Source organism: Catenibacterium sp. CAG:290 (genome assembly GCF_000437715.1).
In the GTDB taxonomy this organism is placed as follows: Bacteria; Bacillota_I; Bacilli_A; order Erysipelotrichales; family Coprobacillaceae; genus Catenibacterium; species Catenibacterium mitsuoka_A.
This window is the reverse complement of the sequence record NZ_FR898760.1, coordinates 19,849-36,000: the sequence shown is the minus strand read 5'-3', so window position 1 is coordinate 36,000 and position 16,152 is coordinate 19,849. Positions and strand designations below refer to the sequence as shown.

The following is a 16,152-nucleotide window of genomic DNA, read 5'->3' as shown; positions in this document are numbered from 1 at the left end:
CTTAAATTCTAGCATTATTAACTTAATGACATTGCCGTTGTGGTGCTCATGTTTGATTATCATTAAAATTTAGGAAACACCTAATTATTTTAAATTACCTTTATTTATTGCTCGTTACAGTCCCCTTTTTCGTTGTTTTCTGCATAAGTTCTTTCCATTATAACTATTTCATTTCAAAAAGTATTATCAGCAATATTGTTAAACCAATATGTAATCCAAACCAACCAAACCAAGCTATTCCAAATGTACTAGATAACCACACACAAACAAAATATCCTATAACAGCGACTACAGGTGTATATTTCCATTCTTTATATACAAGATAACTTAAAAATAAATAAAATAATGTAATAAAAATATTTGTATAATCATCATCAATATTGCTTAGTAACACTGAAAAATTAATAATATTAAATATTAAAAGTACAAAAGATAATAATAATCGTCTGATTTTCAACATATAAGTTTACTCCCTTTACCAAAATAATTGCGGATATATTGCTCTGCTTTGTGTGTCATCTATAATTTCAATTGCTTTTATATCTGAAAATGTATTTTTTATCTGTATTAAATTCTCATAAGTGTTTTTCTTATCAGTTTCCACAAAGTAAATTGATAAAATTCCATTTTTAAAATTATTCGCTAAGTTCAAGAAAAATGTTGCTACTAGATCATCAAATTTAGCTTAACATCAGATTTTCTACTTCATATGAAACTGGAAAAGTAAACATTGAAGAGATGGCATCTGTGATTCTTAGAATGATTGTGGACACAGAAATCTTCAGTATCAAAATGATAAGAGCTATACCTATGCCCACTTCAATTAAGGAAGCATATTCCAAGTATTGTTATGGGATTTTTTTGAATAAGTTAACGTAAAGCAACAATTTACTAAAAAAAGCGAAATTGTTTAATAAATTTATTATGATTGAAAAAATGCTTTATACCTCCTCTCTTTTAAATATGCTTTTATTATTAATCAATCATATTTATAATTTTATCATAATGTTTTTTTGGGAAAATGAATAGTGCTTTTGTATATAATGCACATATTTTGATGATGAATTCATAATGCCTAAAGTGGAATTTAACTTTTCACTTTAGATTTATGATTTTTATGCAAAAAATGCTTGCATGCCCTAAATCTATATGGTATATTAAGTACGCAGTCCGATGCAGACATACTCAAGAGGCTGAAGAGGCTCCCCTGCTAAGGGAGTAGGTGGGGTAACCTGCGCGAGGGTTCAAATCCCTCTGTCTGCGCCATTGCAAATGGTCTGGTAGTTCAGTTGGTTTAGAATGCCGCCCTGTCACGGCGGAGGTCGCGGGTTCGAGCCCCGTCCAGACCGCCATTTGTAATTTAACACTTCTTCGGAAGTGTTTTTTTATTTATATATACTTTAAATGCCAGACATTGTCTGGCATTTTCGTTTAGAATAAGATGACTAATAACGCAAATATATTGTTTGTCATATGTGTAAGAATAGAAGCCCAGATATTATCTGTACTTTCATAAATATACGCAAAGACTAGTCCTGAGCAAGCATATGGTATCATCTGTACCATTTCAAAGATATTACCCGCAAAGACTGAATTCATAACATGAATAAAGCCAAATAAGAAGGCAGAGACCACATAAGCTAAGAATCTATTATATTTACGTAGACCTGTAAAAATAATGCCTCTAAAGATTAATTCTTCCCCTATTGGCGCTAAGAATCCTGTCACAAAGAACATGATGGCAGGAATACTTTTAGTAAGTGATTCTACCTGCTGCTGATTCACACTTGATGATTGATCCACAAAAAGTTTAACTATACTACTTCCAATCGCATTAGCACAAATATTAAGGAAGAATCCTAGAAAACATCCTGCAACAATAATAGATAGCTTATTATTCATGAAGTCTTTCCATTGACGCATAATAAATTTTCTAAGGATAATGACCGCAATAAGTGCAGTAATCAAATCTACTACAAAATTCAACCAAATATTCGCATTCGTTGAAGTGATTGAAAGGTTAAATGTTAAGATTGTCCACTTTACAATCGCACTACCAATATAACTATTACAATAAAAGAATAAAGGAAGTAGAATCAGACATCCAAGTACTAATTCCTGACCTGAAAGTCTTCTAGTAAAACGATCAATTTTTTGTCTCATTAGATTCTCCCTTCATCATAGAACTTATAAGCAATTTCTTTATAGAATAGTGCCTGAACAGTAATATAAGCAGGCTGGTATGTATAAGCCGCTACTGCCGCGCTTAGAATTGAACCAGTCAATCCTGCAATACCATTATCACCAAATACGCCACCAATCATACCACTAATGATGGCACATAGAAGAATCCATCCAATAAATGAAAGATTGATTAATAATAAGTCCACGCAATGACCTTTCATTAATGTGAATGATTCCTTAAGCGCCCCAAAGCCTTTAATGCCATATTCCTGATGTAAGTAAGTCATCGCAAACATACGTAAATTAACCCAGATCATTACAAATGCGAAGACAAAGAGCAATATAAACAATAATATCGCACTTAATGCTGTAAGACCTGAAACAACCCCGGTAACAGGTGAAACACTATAAGGATCACTTAATAGCGCAAATAAGCCACCAAAAGACCCAAGAGAGCATACCACAATAAATGCTACAAAAATGGATATTATAACAAAATTTACAAGTACTTTTGTAAGATAAGTTGGTACGTATTCAATCCAGTTAACTAGACCATAGACACCATCATTATCAGATAATTCTTGTTCACGATCAGTAACAACTTTAAGCCCTGCAACAACATGTCCTTGTTCTACTGCAAGTATTAACGCTGAAATAACCAAATAAATGATATACATCACCCCATTACCCGAATCAAGTAAGCTAGGGAGTGCTGAAATAACACCTATGATCAAGCAGATGCGTGATAAACTTGCTTTGTTGACGCGTGCAATTTCTCTTGCACGTTGTTTAATCATTGAAATATTCATAATTAATCCTCCTTGATTAACTGTTCTATGAATGAGATGACACGTTCTACATTCTTTCCATCCTGATATTTAAAGAACTTAGTCTTAAATCGTTTAATATCATAACGTTCATTAGAATGTATTGCATCTCCTAATTCATCTTCATTATAACATAATGGACCAGGCATTTCCTTCTTATAGTCTACAAAACATCCTAAATGATGCATATATTCCTTTAAATCAGGCACATAGAAATACATTGGCTTATCTAGAATAGAATAATCAAAGATAATAGAAGAAAAATCAGAAATAAGCGCATCACTCACAATAAATAAATCATAAGTATTCTCATGATTCATATTAAATATACGTTCATCTTCTTCAATCGGGATATTATGCATAAGTGGATGATATTTATAAAGTAGAACTGTATCTTCATCCAGCAAAGACATAAGTTTCTTTGAATCAAGATCAACCGCTTTAAATCCTTTATAAATATTTCCTCTAAATGTAGGTGCATAAAGTAATATCTTCTTATTTTTTATTTTTGGATACTTGAGATAGAAGTTCTTTTTTGCTTCTTCTTTATACGTTTCATCAAATAAATGATCAACACGTGGCATACCTGTTACAAGTACGTTGTTTTTATCTACAGAGAAAGCAAGAGAATAAGGTTCTACCCAATAATCACTATTCGCAATAACATAGTCATAGTTATTAATAGGATATTGTCTTTTAATCGCATTTCCAAACTTCTTAATAGCTCCTGTGGCATGCCATACTTCAATGACCTTAACACCTTGTCTCTTATAATGAGAGACAACATAGTTATTGTCATTAATGAGTACGATATGGGATGTATTAATCACAATAATCTGTTTAATGCAGTTAAGGAGATATAAGAAATCATTCCATACTGATTTTTTATCATAATGAATGAGTACTTTCTTAATAGAATAATGAGATGTATCAAGATGATTATAGATATCTAAGAAGTCATCTCTTAAAACATTGTCTTCTAATGAAACAAACGCAATTTGATTCTTTTTAATAGGAACAAGAGATACAAAGATGTTCACGAATGAAAGAATGATGTTTAATACAATTTTCTTAAGCCCCATGCTGTTCACCTAGTAATATATTTATAACACGCTGGCTGGCATGTCCGTCTTCATGATTATTAAAACGTTCATTGAAGCCTTTTAAACGGTCATAATCAAAATCATGTATATGAATCTTCTCAAGTAGTGTATCTTCATTTTCTACCACATCTCCTGGAAGATCCTTATAAATATCTAAATAGAAGCCTCTTAATTCATCACGATAGTTTTCTAAATCATACATATAGAAATAGATTGGTCTTTTTAATATTGCATAATCAAAGAAGACACTTGAATAGTCAGTCACTAAAACATCTGCAATTAAGTATAAGTCTGCAATATCTTCTTGAGGATCTACATAATAAACGAAGTCTTTCACTTCATCTAAGTTAAAATCATTCACAATCAAATAATGAGGTTTAAATACAACAATATATTCATCCCCTAATACTTCCTGCCATTTTTTGAAGTTAACTTCTAATTTAAATGTATAGCCCTTCATATTAAATGAGTTATCACGCCATGTAGGTGCATAGAGTAAGATCTTTTTATCGTGAGGAAGATGCATTCTATTTTTAATAGTTTCTACATCTTCTTTTGTATAGTTAGATAATATATCATTTCTTGGGTAGCCTGTTTCAATTAATCTTTCCTTATTAATTCTAAAAGATGTCTGGAAGACTTCTGTAGTGAAGGCACTCGGAGAAATCATATAGTTGTATTTTGAGACATCATTATCATAAGTGGCACGCATTTCTTCTACAGACATACCAGAGCGATAGAATGTAGTTCCTTCTGGCACTTCAATATCATGAGCAAGCTTCTTTAAAGGTGTACCATGCCAAGTTTGTAAATAGACCTGGTTATCCTTCTTTAATACATATTTAGGAAGCTTACAGTTAGAAATCCAATACTTGCTTCTTGCAAGATAGAAGAAATAAGGAATACTGAAGTATTCTATAATCTTAGCATTAGGAATAGTGAGATTCTTTTCTTTATGATGCTTGATTGCATAGATACAGCGATAAGAGGCATATTCTTGATGTTCTGTTATATATTGATGGAGTGCTTTAGGGTTGTCTGTATAGCCACGTCCATGGAATGAAATGAATAATATTGTATGATCATCACATGGTATAAAGCGATAAACGAGACGATATAATAAACGAATCAGTTTACCTAATATTTTCTTAATTAGTTTCATGATGAAGTTCTCCTTTATTAGGGTCTATTATAGTGAGAATGACTGTTCTAGTCAATCAAACCAATAAAAAGAAAAAGCTTCCTGTAAAGGAAAGCTAATTCTTTTCAAATACTGTTTCAACAACTCTCTGTGAAGAATGACCATCTTCCCAGCCACAGAACTTGTCATAGAATGTTACATAGCGATCTGCATATTTTTCAGTGATTTCATCCATATGCTTAATTGTATCAATAACTTCATCTGTAGTGAATACAAGTGGGCCTGGAAGTTCTTCTTCCATATTAATATAGAAGCCTCTTAATACATCACGATATTTATCTAAGTCATATGTATAGAATAACATTGGACGTTTGAGGTTCGCAAAGTCAAAGAAAACACTTGAATAGTCAGTAATAAGAATATCACTCATCAAATAGATTTCAGTAATATCATCATACTTACTTAAATTAAACGCAAAACCATCTAAACCAGTTAAATCAAGTACATCCGCAATATAATAATGTGTTCTTAGGATAATGACATATTCATCACCTAGTTCTTTTCTCATTTGTTCAAGATTTAATTTTAACTGGAACTTATAAGCACCATTACCGTAATATTCATCATCTCTCCATGTAGGAGCATAGAGAATGACTTTCTTATCTAATGGAATACCAACCTTTTTCTTTAATTCTTTCGCAATTTCTTCTTTATGAGGATCAGAGAGTAAGTCATTTCTAGGATAACCTGTATCTAACATCGTATCTCCTTCATCCTTATACATAAAGCAGCTCTTGAATATTTCACTAGAAAATGCATTAGGTGCAATGAGATAGTCCCATTCCTGTTTCTGACGATAGAACTGTGCTTTATATGTAGGAGAAGCTGCAGTCACTTCTTCCTGGTCAAAGGCTAGACGTTTAAGTGGTGTGCCATGCCAGGTTTCTAGGAAGACCTGTCCTTCTCTTTTACGATACCATAATGGCTGTCTTGTATTAAATACGAAGTATTTACATACAGCAAGATAGTAAGCATATTTACGTGTCATACGTTTAACTACTGTTCCACCATATGGGAGTTTTGTCTTCGTGTCATTAAGTACCCAGACAAATTCATACTGTCCGGGGAAGTTCTTAGCCAAATATTCATAAATATATTTTGGTGAGTCTGCGTAGCTTGCCCCACGGAATGTTTCAAACATAATAAGATTTTTCTGAATAGGTTCATTCTTATATTTATGTCTATACAAGTACTTATTCATTTCATTCTTATTCTTAAAGATCTTCTTGGCTTTAACGCCAGCTAAGTGAGCTGCAATGATTTTTTGTGCTTTCTTTAAGTCATGATTCATACATGCTTTAGAAAGACTACGACGATAAAGTGATTTCTTTAATAGTTCTGGTTCTATGTGAGTTAGAACTTTGGCCATTGTATCAAAACGTGTTGTTCTCCATTTATCATCTTCACTTCTTCTGACTTTTTTAGCAAAGAAACTAGTAAAGTAGTTAGCCATCTTCGCATTAATATAATAATGAATAGATGGATAATCCTTAGAAATCTCTAAGCAATAGTTATGCGCTTCAATAAATTCATCAAAGCGACCATCAGGATCCTTAATTTGGGATAAAGCAGGACGATTGATTGGGTCATTATGTTTACGTTTGACTAGAATAGCATCTTCTACAAAAGAAACATCATTTGTATATTTTAATAGTTCAACTACAAATGGTGCATCTGTATACCAGAAGAATTCTTCTTTAAAAGAAATATCATTGTCTTCAATAAGTGAACGTTTAATAAGAAGGTTTAAGCATGATACATTTCTTAATGCATGTCTTGTACGAATAAGGAGATCAATCTTGAACTGTTCTGGTTCATTATCGTAAGCATGTTCTTCTTGTTTTCTTTCCACTTTTTCAAGACGATCATGATCCTTGTCTTTTAAGTTTCTTTCAATATTTGTTTCATCGCTCATTGTTTCAAAAACCTGTTTCTTGAACCATGAAACCATTCTTTTACCAGCAACAACTTGATTATTAGATTTTTGTGCTTCTTCTATTAAAGCATTTAGACAGTTAGGCAATACATAGTCATCACTATCTAAGAAATAAACATAATCTCCCTTAGCAAGATTAAGACCCATATTTCTCTTTTTACCTACTGTTGCTTCACCAGATTCAATAAGAGTAATAGGTAAATCATATTTGTGGATCTTATCCTTTACATCTTCAATAGCATCTACTACTAGAAGCACTTCATAATCAGTCAAATTCTGATCCTTGATACTTTCTAAGCAGTCATACAAATAATGTATATAACGATTAAATGGTATGATAATTGATAATTTCATAACTTTACTTCCTTTCTCTATTTAAAAGGGCAGGTTCCCCTGCCCTTTGTTTATCTTGTCTTAATAGCAGCAAAGAGCTTATCACCTAGTGTACGATGAGAATTTGGAATCACACGCTTTGCGAATTTCTCATCACGTACTTTCCTTTTCTCTTTTGCGGATAAATGATTGTAGTACTCTACATAGTCAGCATAATGATCACATACTTCATCAATATCACCATATTCACGAAGCATACCGCCTTCAATCCACATAGCACTATCACAAAATGATCTTACCTGTCTTAAGTTATGTGAAATAAAGATAATTGTTTTACCCTGTTCTTTTAATTCAGTCATCTTATTCAGACATTTTTCAGCAAAACCTTTATCACCGACACTTAATGCTTCATCGACAATCATAATATCTGGATCAAGACAAAGGTTAATTGAGAAACCAAGTCTCGATTTCATACCTGATGAATATTTCTTTACAGGCTGGTAAAGGAAGTCACCAATTTCTGCGAAATTAATAACACCTTCTTTAATCTCTTCAATACGCTTTTTAGAAAGGCCTAATAAAGCACCCTTTAATTCAATATTCTCCAGTCCTGTCAACTGTGCATTTAATCCAGTATTAATAGCAATCAAAGCCTGTGTCCCATTTACAATGATTTCACCTTCATCAGGATCACAGATCCCTGCAAGAATAATGGACATAGTTGATTTACCAGAACCATTTGTTCCTAGAATACCTACAACCTGTCCTTTCTTGATTTCAAAGTTTAAATCCTTGAGGGCATAAAACTTGACATCGCTTTTTTTCTCTTTAGATCTTAGTTCATATATTTTAGAAGCATGACGTGCTTCAATTGCGATATTTGAATCCATAATGCCTCCTAAATAAAGTCTACAAACTTAGATTTGAATTTATACATAATACAGCTTCCAAATATAAATAAGAAAACCGTAATAGCCCAGAAACAGAAAGCAGAATATTTATAATACATAATTCCACGATGATAGAAGAAACAGTCACGATAGCCCTGAACAATATAATAAATAGGGTTAGTTAGCATGATTCTCTGTAGAATAGATGGAAGGTTCTTTACATTCCATAGGATTGGAGTCATGTATAATAACAAACGCATAATAGCAAGCACTAGCTTTCTTGTATCACGTGCAAGCATATTGAGGACAGATGTTGTCATTGATAAAGAAATAGAGAAGACAACACCACAGAAACAATAATAAATAAGTCCTACCCAATGTAATGATGGATAATAACCAGCAAAGCAGAATAATATTGTCAATATACACATCAAGCAGAAGTGGTCAAATAGTTTAGATAATACCACTGTTGCTGGAAGGACACTGACTGGGAATTTCATTTTAGTAATAATATTTATTTTAGAGAAGATAGCATTACATCCTGCAGTAATACATGGAGAAATAAAGAACCATACGACCATACCTCCAAGCATCCACCAGATATATTCAATACCATCTACTGACTTACGATTTAATACTAATCCAAATACAAACCAATATGTTAATACCTGGATAATTGGATTTGCAAAGTTCCAGAATAATCCTAACTTTGAATCACGCATGTCAGCTAGTACTTCATATTTCGAAATAGAATAAATACGAAATAAGTTCTCGCTGTTTTCTTTGATTACATATTTTACAGCCTCTAACACGTTGGATCCTCCTTAATAATCTATCTTAATATTTATACAGCATTATACTTCAAAAAGCAATATTAGCCTTTTTTATTATACTTTATTTATACGTAAAAAAAAAGGAGGGATATCCCCTCCTAGATGAATTATTTAGTCATCCAGCTTTCATCATGTGGATCAACTTTCCATGCTTTTAGCTTTTCTAATGCTTCTTCTTTAATGTAGTTATGTTCTACAGCAACAGGAAGAAGAGCATCATAGTTAGATAAAGTTACGAAATGACAATCCTTATCTGCAAAGTTCTTGATAGAATCCTTTAAGCCATAAGTGAAAATAGCAACTAGTCCTAATACTTCACATCCAGCTTCTCTTAATGCATCTACTACTTCTAAAGAAGATCCACCAGTAGAAATTAAGTCTTCTACTACTACAACCTTCATTCCTTCTCTTACAGCACCTTCAATACGGTTCTGACGTCCATGAGACTTATTTGAACCACGTACATATCCCATAGGTTTATTTAAGATATCAGCCACTAATGCAGCATGTGCAATACCAGCAGTTGAAGTACCCATTAATACTTCACAATCAGGATAGTTTTCCTGAACTAATTCAGCTAAACCTTTTTCGATATCATTTCTTACTTCTGGATAAGATAAAGTTAATCTATTATCACAATAGATTGGTGATTTAATACCTGAAGCCCAAGTAAATGGTTCATCAGGGCTTAAGAATACAGCCTTGATACTTAATAAATCTTTCGCAATTAATTCTTCTCTACTCATTATTATTCTCCTTGAAATTGATTAAATACTTCTTTATAAGCAGCTACTGGATCAGCTGCCTTAGTAATTGTACGACCTACTACAATATAGCTAGAAGTCATATCTTTAGCCATGGCTGGTGTAGTCACACGCTTCTGGTCATCCTTTGCATCACTTGCAAGTCTGATACCTGGAGTCACTGTTAAGAAGTCTTCTCCTACTGCATCATGAATACCTTTAGATTCTAATGGTGAGCATACAACACCATCAAGTCCTGCTTCTTTCGCATTCTTAGCCCATCTGATTGCGACATCCTGAATAGGTTCATGAATACATAATTCATCATCTAGTACTTCCTGGCTTAAAGAAGTAAGACATGTAACTGCAATACATAAAGGACGATCCTTGCCCTTTTCTTCTTCTAAACCTTCAATTGCAGCCTGCATCATAGCCTTAGAACCTGATGCATGAACATTAACGATATCAACATCAAGACGTGCTAAGTTTTTCATAGCCATCTTTACTGTATGAGGAATATCATGTAATTTCAAGTCTAAGAAGATTGAATGTCCTCTTTCTTTGATAGCTTGAATGATTGCAGGTCCTTCTCCATAGAAGAGTTCCATACCTACCTTCACAAAGAGCGGTTCATCAAATTTATCTAGGAATTCAAGAACATCAGCTTTGTTTTTGAAATCGAGTGCAATAATTACTCTGCTTTTAGTCATAAACTACCCTCCAATTTTTTTATTCTCTATGAAGTATATCATAAAACGTATAAACCTGGGAGATTTTTAAAAATATTATTATAAAAACTTAGTAGATGTTTTGGTGAATATATTGTAATAACCATATAAAAATGATATAAATTAAAAATGAAAGATTTTTATAAGGAGTGAATATTTTGAACAAATCTAAATCGATTGTTAAGCAGGCTTCTATCCTTGCACTCGCTGGTATACTTGTTCGTATTATCGGTGTCTTATATAGAAGTCCATTAACCGCTTTAATTGGTGATGAAGGAAATGGGTATTACTCTACAGCATATAACATCTATGCGATGGTATTACTTATTTCTTCTTACAGTATTCCTACAGCTATTTCTAAGCTAATCAGTGAGAAACTCGCTCTTCGCCAGTATAATAATGCCCGTAAGATTTTTAAATGTGCACTGATCTATATTGTTGTCGTAGGTGGATCTGCTGCCTTGCTTACATTTATCTTAGCCCCTTGGATTGTGACTGAGAATGCAGTATTCGCATTAAGAATTTTATGTCCTACTATTTTCTTATCTGGTTTAGTAGGTGTATTAAGAGGTTATTTCCAAGCTTATTCTACAACTGTTTATACATCAGTCTCACAGATTATTGAACAAATGTTGAATGCTGTTGTTTCTGTTGGTGCTGCTTATTTATTTATTCAGCCATATGCTAATAATCATACATTACTAGCAAGTCGTGGTGCCGGAGGAAGTGCCTTAGGTACTGGATTTGGTGTTCTTATTGCTCTTATCTATATGGTATGTGTTTACCTTAGAAAAGGCAGACATATGATTGATGAAACAGACGCAGATCCTCGTGTACAATCAGGCAAAGCCATCTTCCGTTCTATTTTAAATATAGTCACACCAATCATTATTTCTACATGTATCTATAACCTTGTTTCTACTATCGATATGTTTATCTTCTATGGTATTATGCAGGCACGTGATGTAGCACTGATTGATGTTGTTAAACTCTATGGTGTTTATGCAGGTAAATTTGTTGTGTTGATGAATGTTCCTGTCGCTCTCGCAAGTGCCATGAGTACAGCTACTATTCCAGCTATTTCTAGTTCATATGCATTAAAAGATTTAAAAGAAGTACGTGCAAATATTAAAAATAGTACTTTTATTACTATGCTTATTTTAATTCCTGCTGCTGTGGGGATGGGGGTACTTGCTTATCCTGTAATGGGATTAATCTTCCCACAGCCTAAGACATTAAAGATTGCATCTACCGCATTGACTCTAGGTGCTCCTGCAATTGTCCTTTATGGTTTATCTACTTTATCTAACGGTATCTTACAAGCAATTGGGGCAGTTAAAGTCCCTTTAAGAAACGCAGCTAAAGCTTTAGTTGTCCATGTTGTCATTTTAGTATTAATGCTTGTATTAGTACCATCACAATTCCTAGATGTAGGTATTTATTTACTTGTTATTGGAACTATGCTTTATGCTTTACAGATGTGTGTAAGTAACCAATATGCACTTAATAAATTAGTAGGTTATCATGTTAATTTTAAGACAGCTGTCTTATTACCATTAGTTGCTTCTATTTTAATGGGTGCATGTGCCTATGGTTCATATTATCTACTTTTCAAGGTGTTCCACCGTGTCTTTATTCCACTTATTCTTGCAATAATGGTAGGTGTAGTTGTTTACTTCTTCAGTATTCTATTTATCTTCAAGGATCATTTAGAAATGTTGAGTGGTGTGCCTTATGTAGATAAGATTATTCGTAAACTATTTAAAAACAAAGCTTAAAAAAATCCAGACACCTTTGTCTGGATTTTTCTTATGCCTTCTTTTTATCGATTAAATCACATACATCTTTCATTGTATGAATAGACATTAATTCCTCATCAGAGAATTCAATTCCTAATTCTTCTTCTAAGTCCATAATTAAATCTACAACATCAAGAGAATCAATACCTAAATCTCTTAGGTTAGAATCTAATGTAAGTTCCTGGCCTTTTAATTTACTGCTTAAAGCTTCTTTGATTTTATCGAAATAATTCATGTTGTTCACCTCACAACACTAATTATAACGCAATTTTCCCCACAATTACAATATACTTGTCACATAATCAAAAAATGCATTAATAGCTGCTTCTTGTCGGCGATAATACGTAGCACGGGAATAATATGTCTTCCACCAATGTTTATGTTCATAGAAATAGTCTTCTAGTATAATATGATAATACTCATCACCAATAATAGATTGAGATTTTTCAATAAATATAATTCGTTTAGTAAGTTCCTGTTTTAATTGTATTCTATGAAGTAAATAATCTTCTTTAGAGGACGATGAAGTTTGATAGTAATCTTCATAGTTAATTGAAGGATATAAGTTAGCCTGGTTTAATGAGTTAAGTATATTTTTATCTTTCTCATATTGTTTAAGTAATAATCTAATGATTCTGATTTTTTCTTTCTTGTTCATAAAAAAACACCTCCTATAGGTATATACCTTATAAGAAGTGTTTTTTCTCATTAAATGATAAAAGATTGTTTAATATCTTCAATATCTTCTTCAGACATACCGATATGGTATAAATAAGCCTTGGCACTGCCATAATGTTCTCTTAGATAATCTAAGAAGATCATCATATAACGTGGTGAAGATGTAAGGAAGTTTTCTGTATCTTCATCCATCATTTCTTTAAGTGCTTCTATGATTTCATGGTTATTGGCATAAGATTCACTATAATCCTTAACGATATCATGATCGTAACATCCTGCAAGTTCTAGTAATAATGCTGCAATAATACCTGTACGGTCTTTACCAGCACTACAATGGAATAAAACACCTTCATATAAATGATCCTTAAAGACATCAAAGACAGCTTTAATCTGCTTCTGATGTGCTTCTAACATATAAATATACACACCACCAAGATCTTTATATTCTTTTACTTCACTTGGTACGACCTTAACGACTGCATCATCCATTAAATTGATTTCAATATTTTCTACATCACGATAGTCTTTGAATGGTGATGGCTGTGCTTCTTTTTCAAAATCAGAACGTAAATCAATAGTCACACGTACACCATAATCATAAAGCTTTTCTAGATCTCCTTCAGTCGCATTGGCGGGTGAAGATGCACGGATATAATGATGGCTTTTTGTATAATAGCCTTCCTGTGTTTCATATCCACCTAGATCTCTTGTATTTGTCATCTTATCTAGAGCGATTAAACGCTCTTCACTTGTCATATATTGCATATTTACTCCTCAAAAGGTCTTACTCTTAAAGTAACACCTATTTCATCTGTAATTTTCTGACATGCTTCAATCTTTTCTTCACCAATAATATCAACAACAGTTAATACAACATTTGGTACATAAGCCTTACATTTCTTTGCGAAATCAAGCATATCATCAAAAGAAGAAATACCAAACTTAGAACGTGTCAATTCTAGGAATTCTTCTTTTGTAGGGGCATTTAATGAGATAGAGACTGTATCAAAACGTCCTTTGTATTCTGGAGTAACATCTCTACCATAAATATCATTAGCTAAACCATTCGTATTAATACGAATCTTCATATCCTTCTTAACAGAACGGATATAATCAATGACTTCTTTGATATCATCCCATCTTTCCATTGGTTCACCAAATCCACAAAAGACGATTTCTTTAAAATCATTGAGATTGTATTTCTTAAACTCTTCAATAATCATTTCTTTAGAAGGTTCTTCTTTTAACCATAAAGAGTTATTTTCCATCATCTCTTTAGTTTGTCTTAAACAGAATGTACATGCACATGGACAACGATTTGTTGTATTCACATAGCATGTAACTCCCTTAGTAGAGTCTAAATGTGAAAGATCAATATAAGTATTTTTATAAAGTGTATATAAAATAGTCATGTTAGAAATCTCCTAATTCACTTAAATATTGTTCAAAGCATAAGCCATAATAAGTTGGTGTGCCTATTTCTTCACTATAGGCGATACATTGAGACGAGAATTCAGTTGCTTTTTTAACACATTCATAAAAAGAATGATTATTTAAATAGCCTCCTGCAATAACACTTGATACGACATCCCCTGTTCCACTACGATCTGGCCCAATACGATCCACAATAATACTTGACGTTTTACCATGATCATAAATGAAATTCATGATATGTGAGGCATCTATTGGTATTCCTGTTACTACAATCATCTGTGGTCCCTTTAATGAAAGTTCATGACACATTTGTCCTAATTCCTCTTTGGAAGGAATGACTTCAGGATAGTCACGATCAAGTAGTGTCACGAGTTCTGTCAGGTTAGGTGTGAGAATATCTGCATAATGAACAAGGTTCTTCATACTCTCTGCCATTTCTTTACTATATGTCGCATATAAATGTCCATGGTCTCCCATAACTGGATCTACTAATACGAATGTTTCTTTACGTTTAAAGGATTGAATGAAATCAATAACGATTTCTACCTGCTCCTTTGAACCTAGAAAACCAGTCGCAATACCATCAAATTCTAGTTTCAAATCCTTATATGTCTGAATATATTCAGGCATATGTTTAGTATAATCATCAAAGTGATATACAGGAAACTGCGTATGGGTTGATAATATAGCTGTAGGTACTGGTACAGCCTGAATACGCATAGTTGATATAATTGGTGCCATAACCGCAATAGAACATCTTCCAAAGCCTGTTATGTCATTAATTAAAGCCATTCTTTTTTGTCTCATAGTCTTACCTCGTACAAGTATTTTATCATATCGACACTTTTTTTCAATAAAGATATAATAGAGATGAGGTGAAGGAAATGGATTTTAATGAAAATAAGTTAATAAATCAAACATATGAGAATAATTGGCTGATAGAAGAAACATATAGACAAAGTGATTTCCATCAATGTCATTTCAACAATATTACAACACAGGATATTGTGTTTGAGAATTGTTATTTTTATCAGACAGTGTTTAATCAATGTGATTTATCGAATATCAAATTTAATAATTGTATGTTTAGACAGGTGCAGTTTAATAATTGCAAGTTATTAGGAAGTGATTTTTCTGAGTCTAGCTTTGATCAGGTTATATTTAATGATTGTTTATGTCATTTTGCGAACTTCTCTTGTATGAGAAATAAGGAGACACTATTTAATCAATGTGATTTGAGTCAGGCTATATTTCAAGATACTACGATGAATAAGACAAAATATAAGGAATGCAGAATGATTCAAACATCGTTTCTTCATGCGCCACTTAAAAACATTGATTTATCTACATGTCTAATAGAAGCAATTGAAGCAACTCCTCAGGATGTAAGTGGTGCTATCATTGATGAAATGCAAGCATCTGCTTTTATACACTTACTAAACATCAAAATAAAAGAGGCATAA

Annotated in this window: 17 protein-coding genes and 2 tRNA genes; 4 read left to right on the top strand and 15 right to left on the bottom strand. The window is 32.6% G+C overall.

The genetic code is table 11. The annotated features are described in order from the left end of the window. Positions 1–163: 163 nt before the first annotated feature. The gene (locus QVO42_RS00450) at positions 164–460 is read right to left on the bottom strand and encodes a hypothetical protein (protein ID WP_022424232.1); all 297 of its coding nucleotides are present in this window, start codon (positions 458–460) and stop codon (positions 164–166) included. 715 nt (positions 461–1,175) lie between these two features. Here QVO42_RS00450 and QVO42_RS00445 point away from each other — a divergent pair. After that, a tRNA-Ser gene (locus tag QVO42_RS00445) sits at positions 1,176–1,266 on the top strand. 8 nt (positions 1,267–1,274) lie between these two features. Further along, positions 1,275–1,352: transfer RNA gene (locus tag QVO42_RS00440), tRNA-Asp, on the top strand. A gap of 79 nt (positions 1,353–1,431) precedes the next feature. Here the strand turns inward: QVO42_RS00440 and QVO42_RS00435 are convergent. The 9 genes from QVO42_RS00435 to pyrF form a co-directional block, all read right to left on the bottom strand. After that, positions 1,432–2,163, bottom strand: coding sequence for a CPBP family intramembrane glutamic endopeptidase (locus QVO42_RS00435; protein ID WP_022424231.1), 732 nt, complete (start codon positions 2,161–2,163; stop codon positions 1,432–1,434). Beyond that, positions 2,163–2,993, bottom strand: a complete 831-nt coding sequence (locus QVO42_RS00430) for a DUF975 family protein (RefSeq protein ID WP_022424230.1) — start codon at positions 2,991–2,993, stop codon at positions 2,163–2,165. The genes QVO42_RS00435 and QVO42_RS00430 overlap by 1 nt, the downstream gene beginning before the upstream one ends. A gap of 2 nt (positions 2,994–2,995) precedes the next feature. After that, a complete protein-coding gene (locus QVO42_RS00425) occupies positions 2,996–4,093 on the bottom strand; it encodes a CDP-glycerol glycerophosphotransferase family protein (RefSeq protein ID WP_022424229.1) in 1,098 nt (365 codons plus the stop codon). Next, positions 4,083–5,276: a CDP-glycerol glycerophosphotransferase family protein gene (locus QVO42_RS00420; RefSeq protein ID WP_022424228.1), complete on the bottom strand. Its 1,194-nt coding sequence runs from the start codon at positions 5,274–5,276 to the stop codon at positions 4,083–4,085. The genes QVO42_RS00425 and QVO42_RS00420 overlap by 11 nt, the downstream gene beginning before the upstream one ends. A gap of 94 nt (positions 5,277–5,370) precedes the next feature. Beyond that, entirely contained in the window at positions 5,371–7,605 is a 2,235-nt protein-coding gene (locus QVO42_RS00415) for a bifunctional glycosyltransferase family 2 protein/CDP-glycerol:glycerophosphate glycerophosphotransferase (protein WP_022424227.1), read from the bottom strand. A gap of 50 nt (positions 7,606–7,655) precedes the next feature. After that, complete coding sequence (locus QVO42_RS00410) at positions 7,656–8,474, bottom strand: ABC transporter ATP-binding protein (protein ID WP_022424226.1); 819 nt, start codon at positions 8,472–8,474, stop codon at positions 7,656–7,658. Between the two features lie 8 nt (positions 8,475–8,482). Then, positions 8,483–9,286, bottom strand: a complete 804-nt coding sequence (locus tag QVO42_RS00405; RefSeq protein WP_022424225.1) for an ABC transporter permease — start codon at positions 9,284–9,286, stop codon at positions 8,483–8,485. A gap of 128 nt (positions 9,287–9,414) precedes the next feature. Beyond that, positions 9,415–10,053, bottom strand: coding sequence for an orotate phosphoribosyltransferase (gene pyrE, locus QVO42_RS00400; RefSeq protein WP_022424224.1), 639 nt, complete (start codon positions 10,051–10,053; stop codon positions 9,415–9,417). 2 nt (positions 10,054–10,055) lie between these two features. Next, positions 10,056–10,760: an orotidine-5'-phosphate decarboxylase gene (gene pyrF, locus QVO42_RS00395; RefSeq protein ID WP_022424223.1), complete on the bottom strand. Its 705-nt coding sequence runs from the start codon at positions 10,758–10,760 to the stop codon at positions 10,056–10,058. A 167-nt stretch (positions 10,761–10,927) separates the two neighbouring features. Between pyrF and QVO42_RS00390 the strand changes: the two genes are divergently transcribed. Then, complete coding sequence (locus QVO42_RS00390; protein ID WP_288163499.1) at positions 10,928–12,556, top strand: putative polysaccharide biosynthesis protein; 1,629 nt, start codon at positions 10,928–10,930, stop codon at positions 12,554–12,556. Positions 12,557–12,587: 31 nt separating this feature from the next. Here QVO42_RS00390 and QVO42_RS00385 read toward each other — a convergent pair whose 3' ends face one another. The 5 genes from QVO42_RS00385 to QVO42_RS00365 are packed head-to-tail and all read right to left on the bottom strand — an operon-like array spanning position 12,588 to position 15,496. Continuing rightward, positions 12,588–12,812: an acyl carrier protein gene (locus QVO42_RS00385; RefSeq protein WP_022424221.1), complete on the bottom strand. Its 225-nt coding sequence runs from the start codon at positions 12,810–12,812 to the stop codon at positions 12,588–12,590. Between the two features lie 45 nt (positions 12,813–12,857). Further along, positions 12,858–13,235 (bottom strand): MG284/MPN403 family protein, encoded by a 378-nt coding sequence (locus QVO42_RS00380; protein WP_022424220.1) that lies wholly within the window; start codon positions 13,233–13,235, stop codon positions 12,858–12,860. A 50-nt stretch (positions 13,236–13,285) separates the two neighbouring features. After that, a complete protein-coding gene (locus QVO42_RS00375) occupies positions 13,286–14,020 on the bottom strand; it encodes a tyrosine-protein phosphatase (RefSeq protein WP_022424219.1) in 735 nt (244 codons plus the stop codon). A gap of 2 nt (positions 14,021–14,022) precedes the next feature. Beyond that, on the bottom strand, positions 14,023–14,667 hold the full coding sequence (locus QVO42_RS00370) for a TatD family nuclease-associated radical SAM protein (protein WP_022424218.1): 645 nt from the start codon (positions 14,665–14,667) through the stop codon (positions 14,023–14,025). Between the two features lies 1 nt (position 14,668). Continuing rightward, a complete protein-coding gene (locus QVO42_RS00365; protein ID WP_022424217.1) occupies positions 14,669–15,496 on the bottom strand; it encodes a pyridoxamine kinase in 828 nt (275 codons plus the stop codon). A gap of 77 nt (positions 15,497–15,573) precedes the next feature. Here QVO42_RS00365 and QVO42_RS00360 point away from each other — a divergent pair, with 77 nt between their 5' ends. Then, positions 15,574–16,152, top strand: a complete 579-nt coding sequence (locus QVO42_RS00360; RefSeq protein ID WP_022424216.1) for a pentapeptide repeat-containing protein — start codon at positions 15,574–15,576, stop codon at positions 16,150–16,152.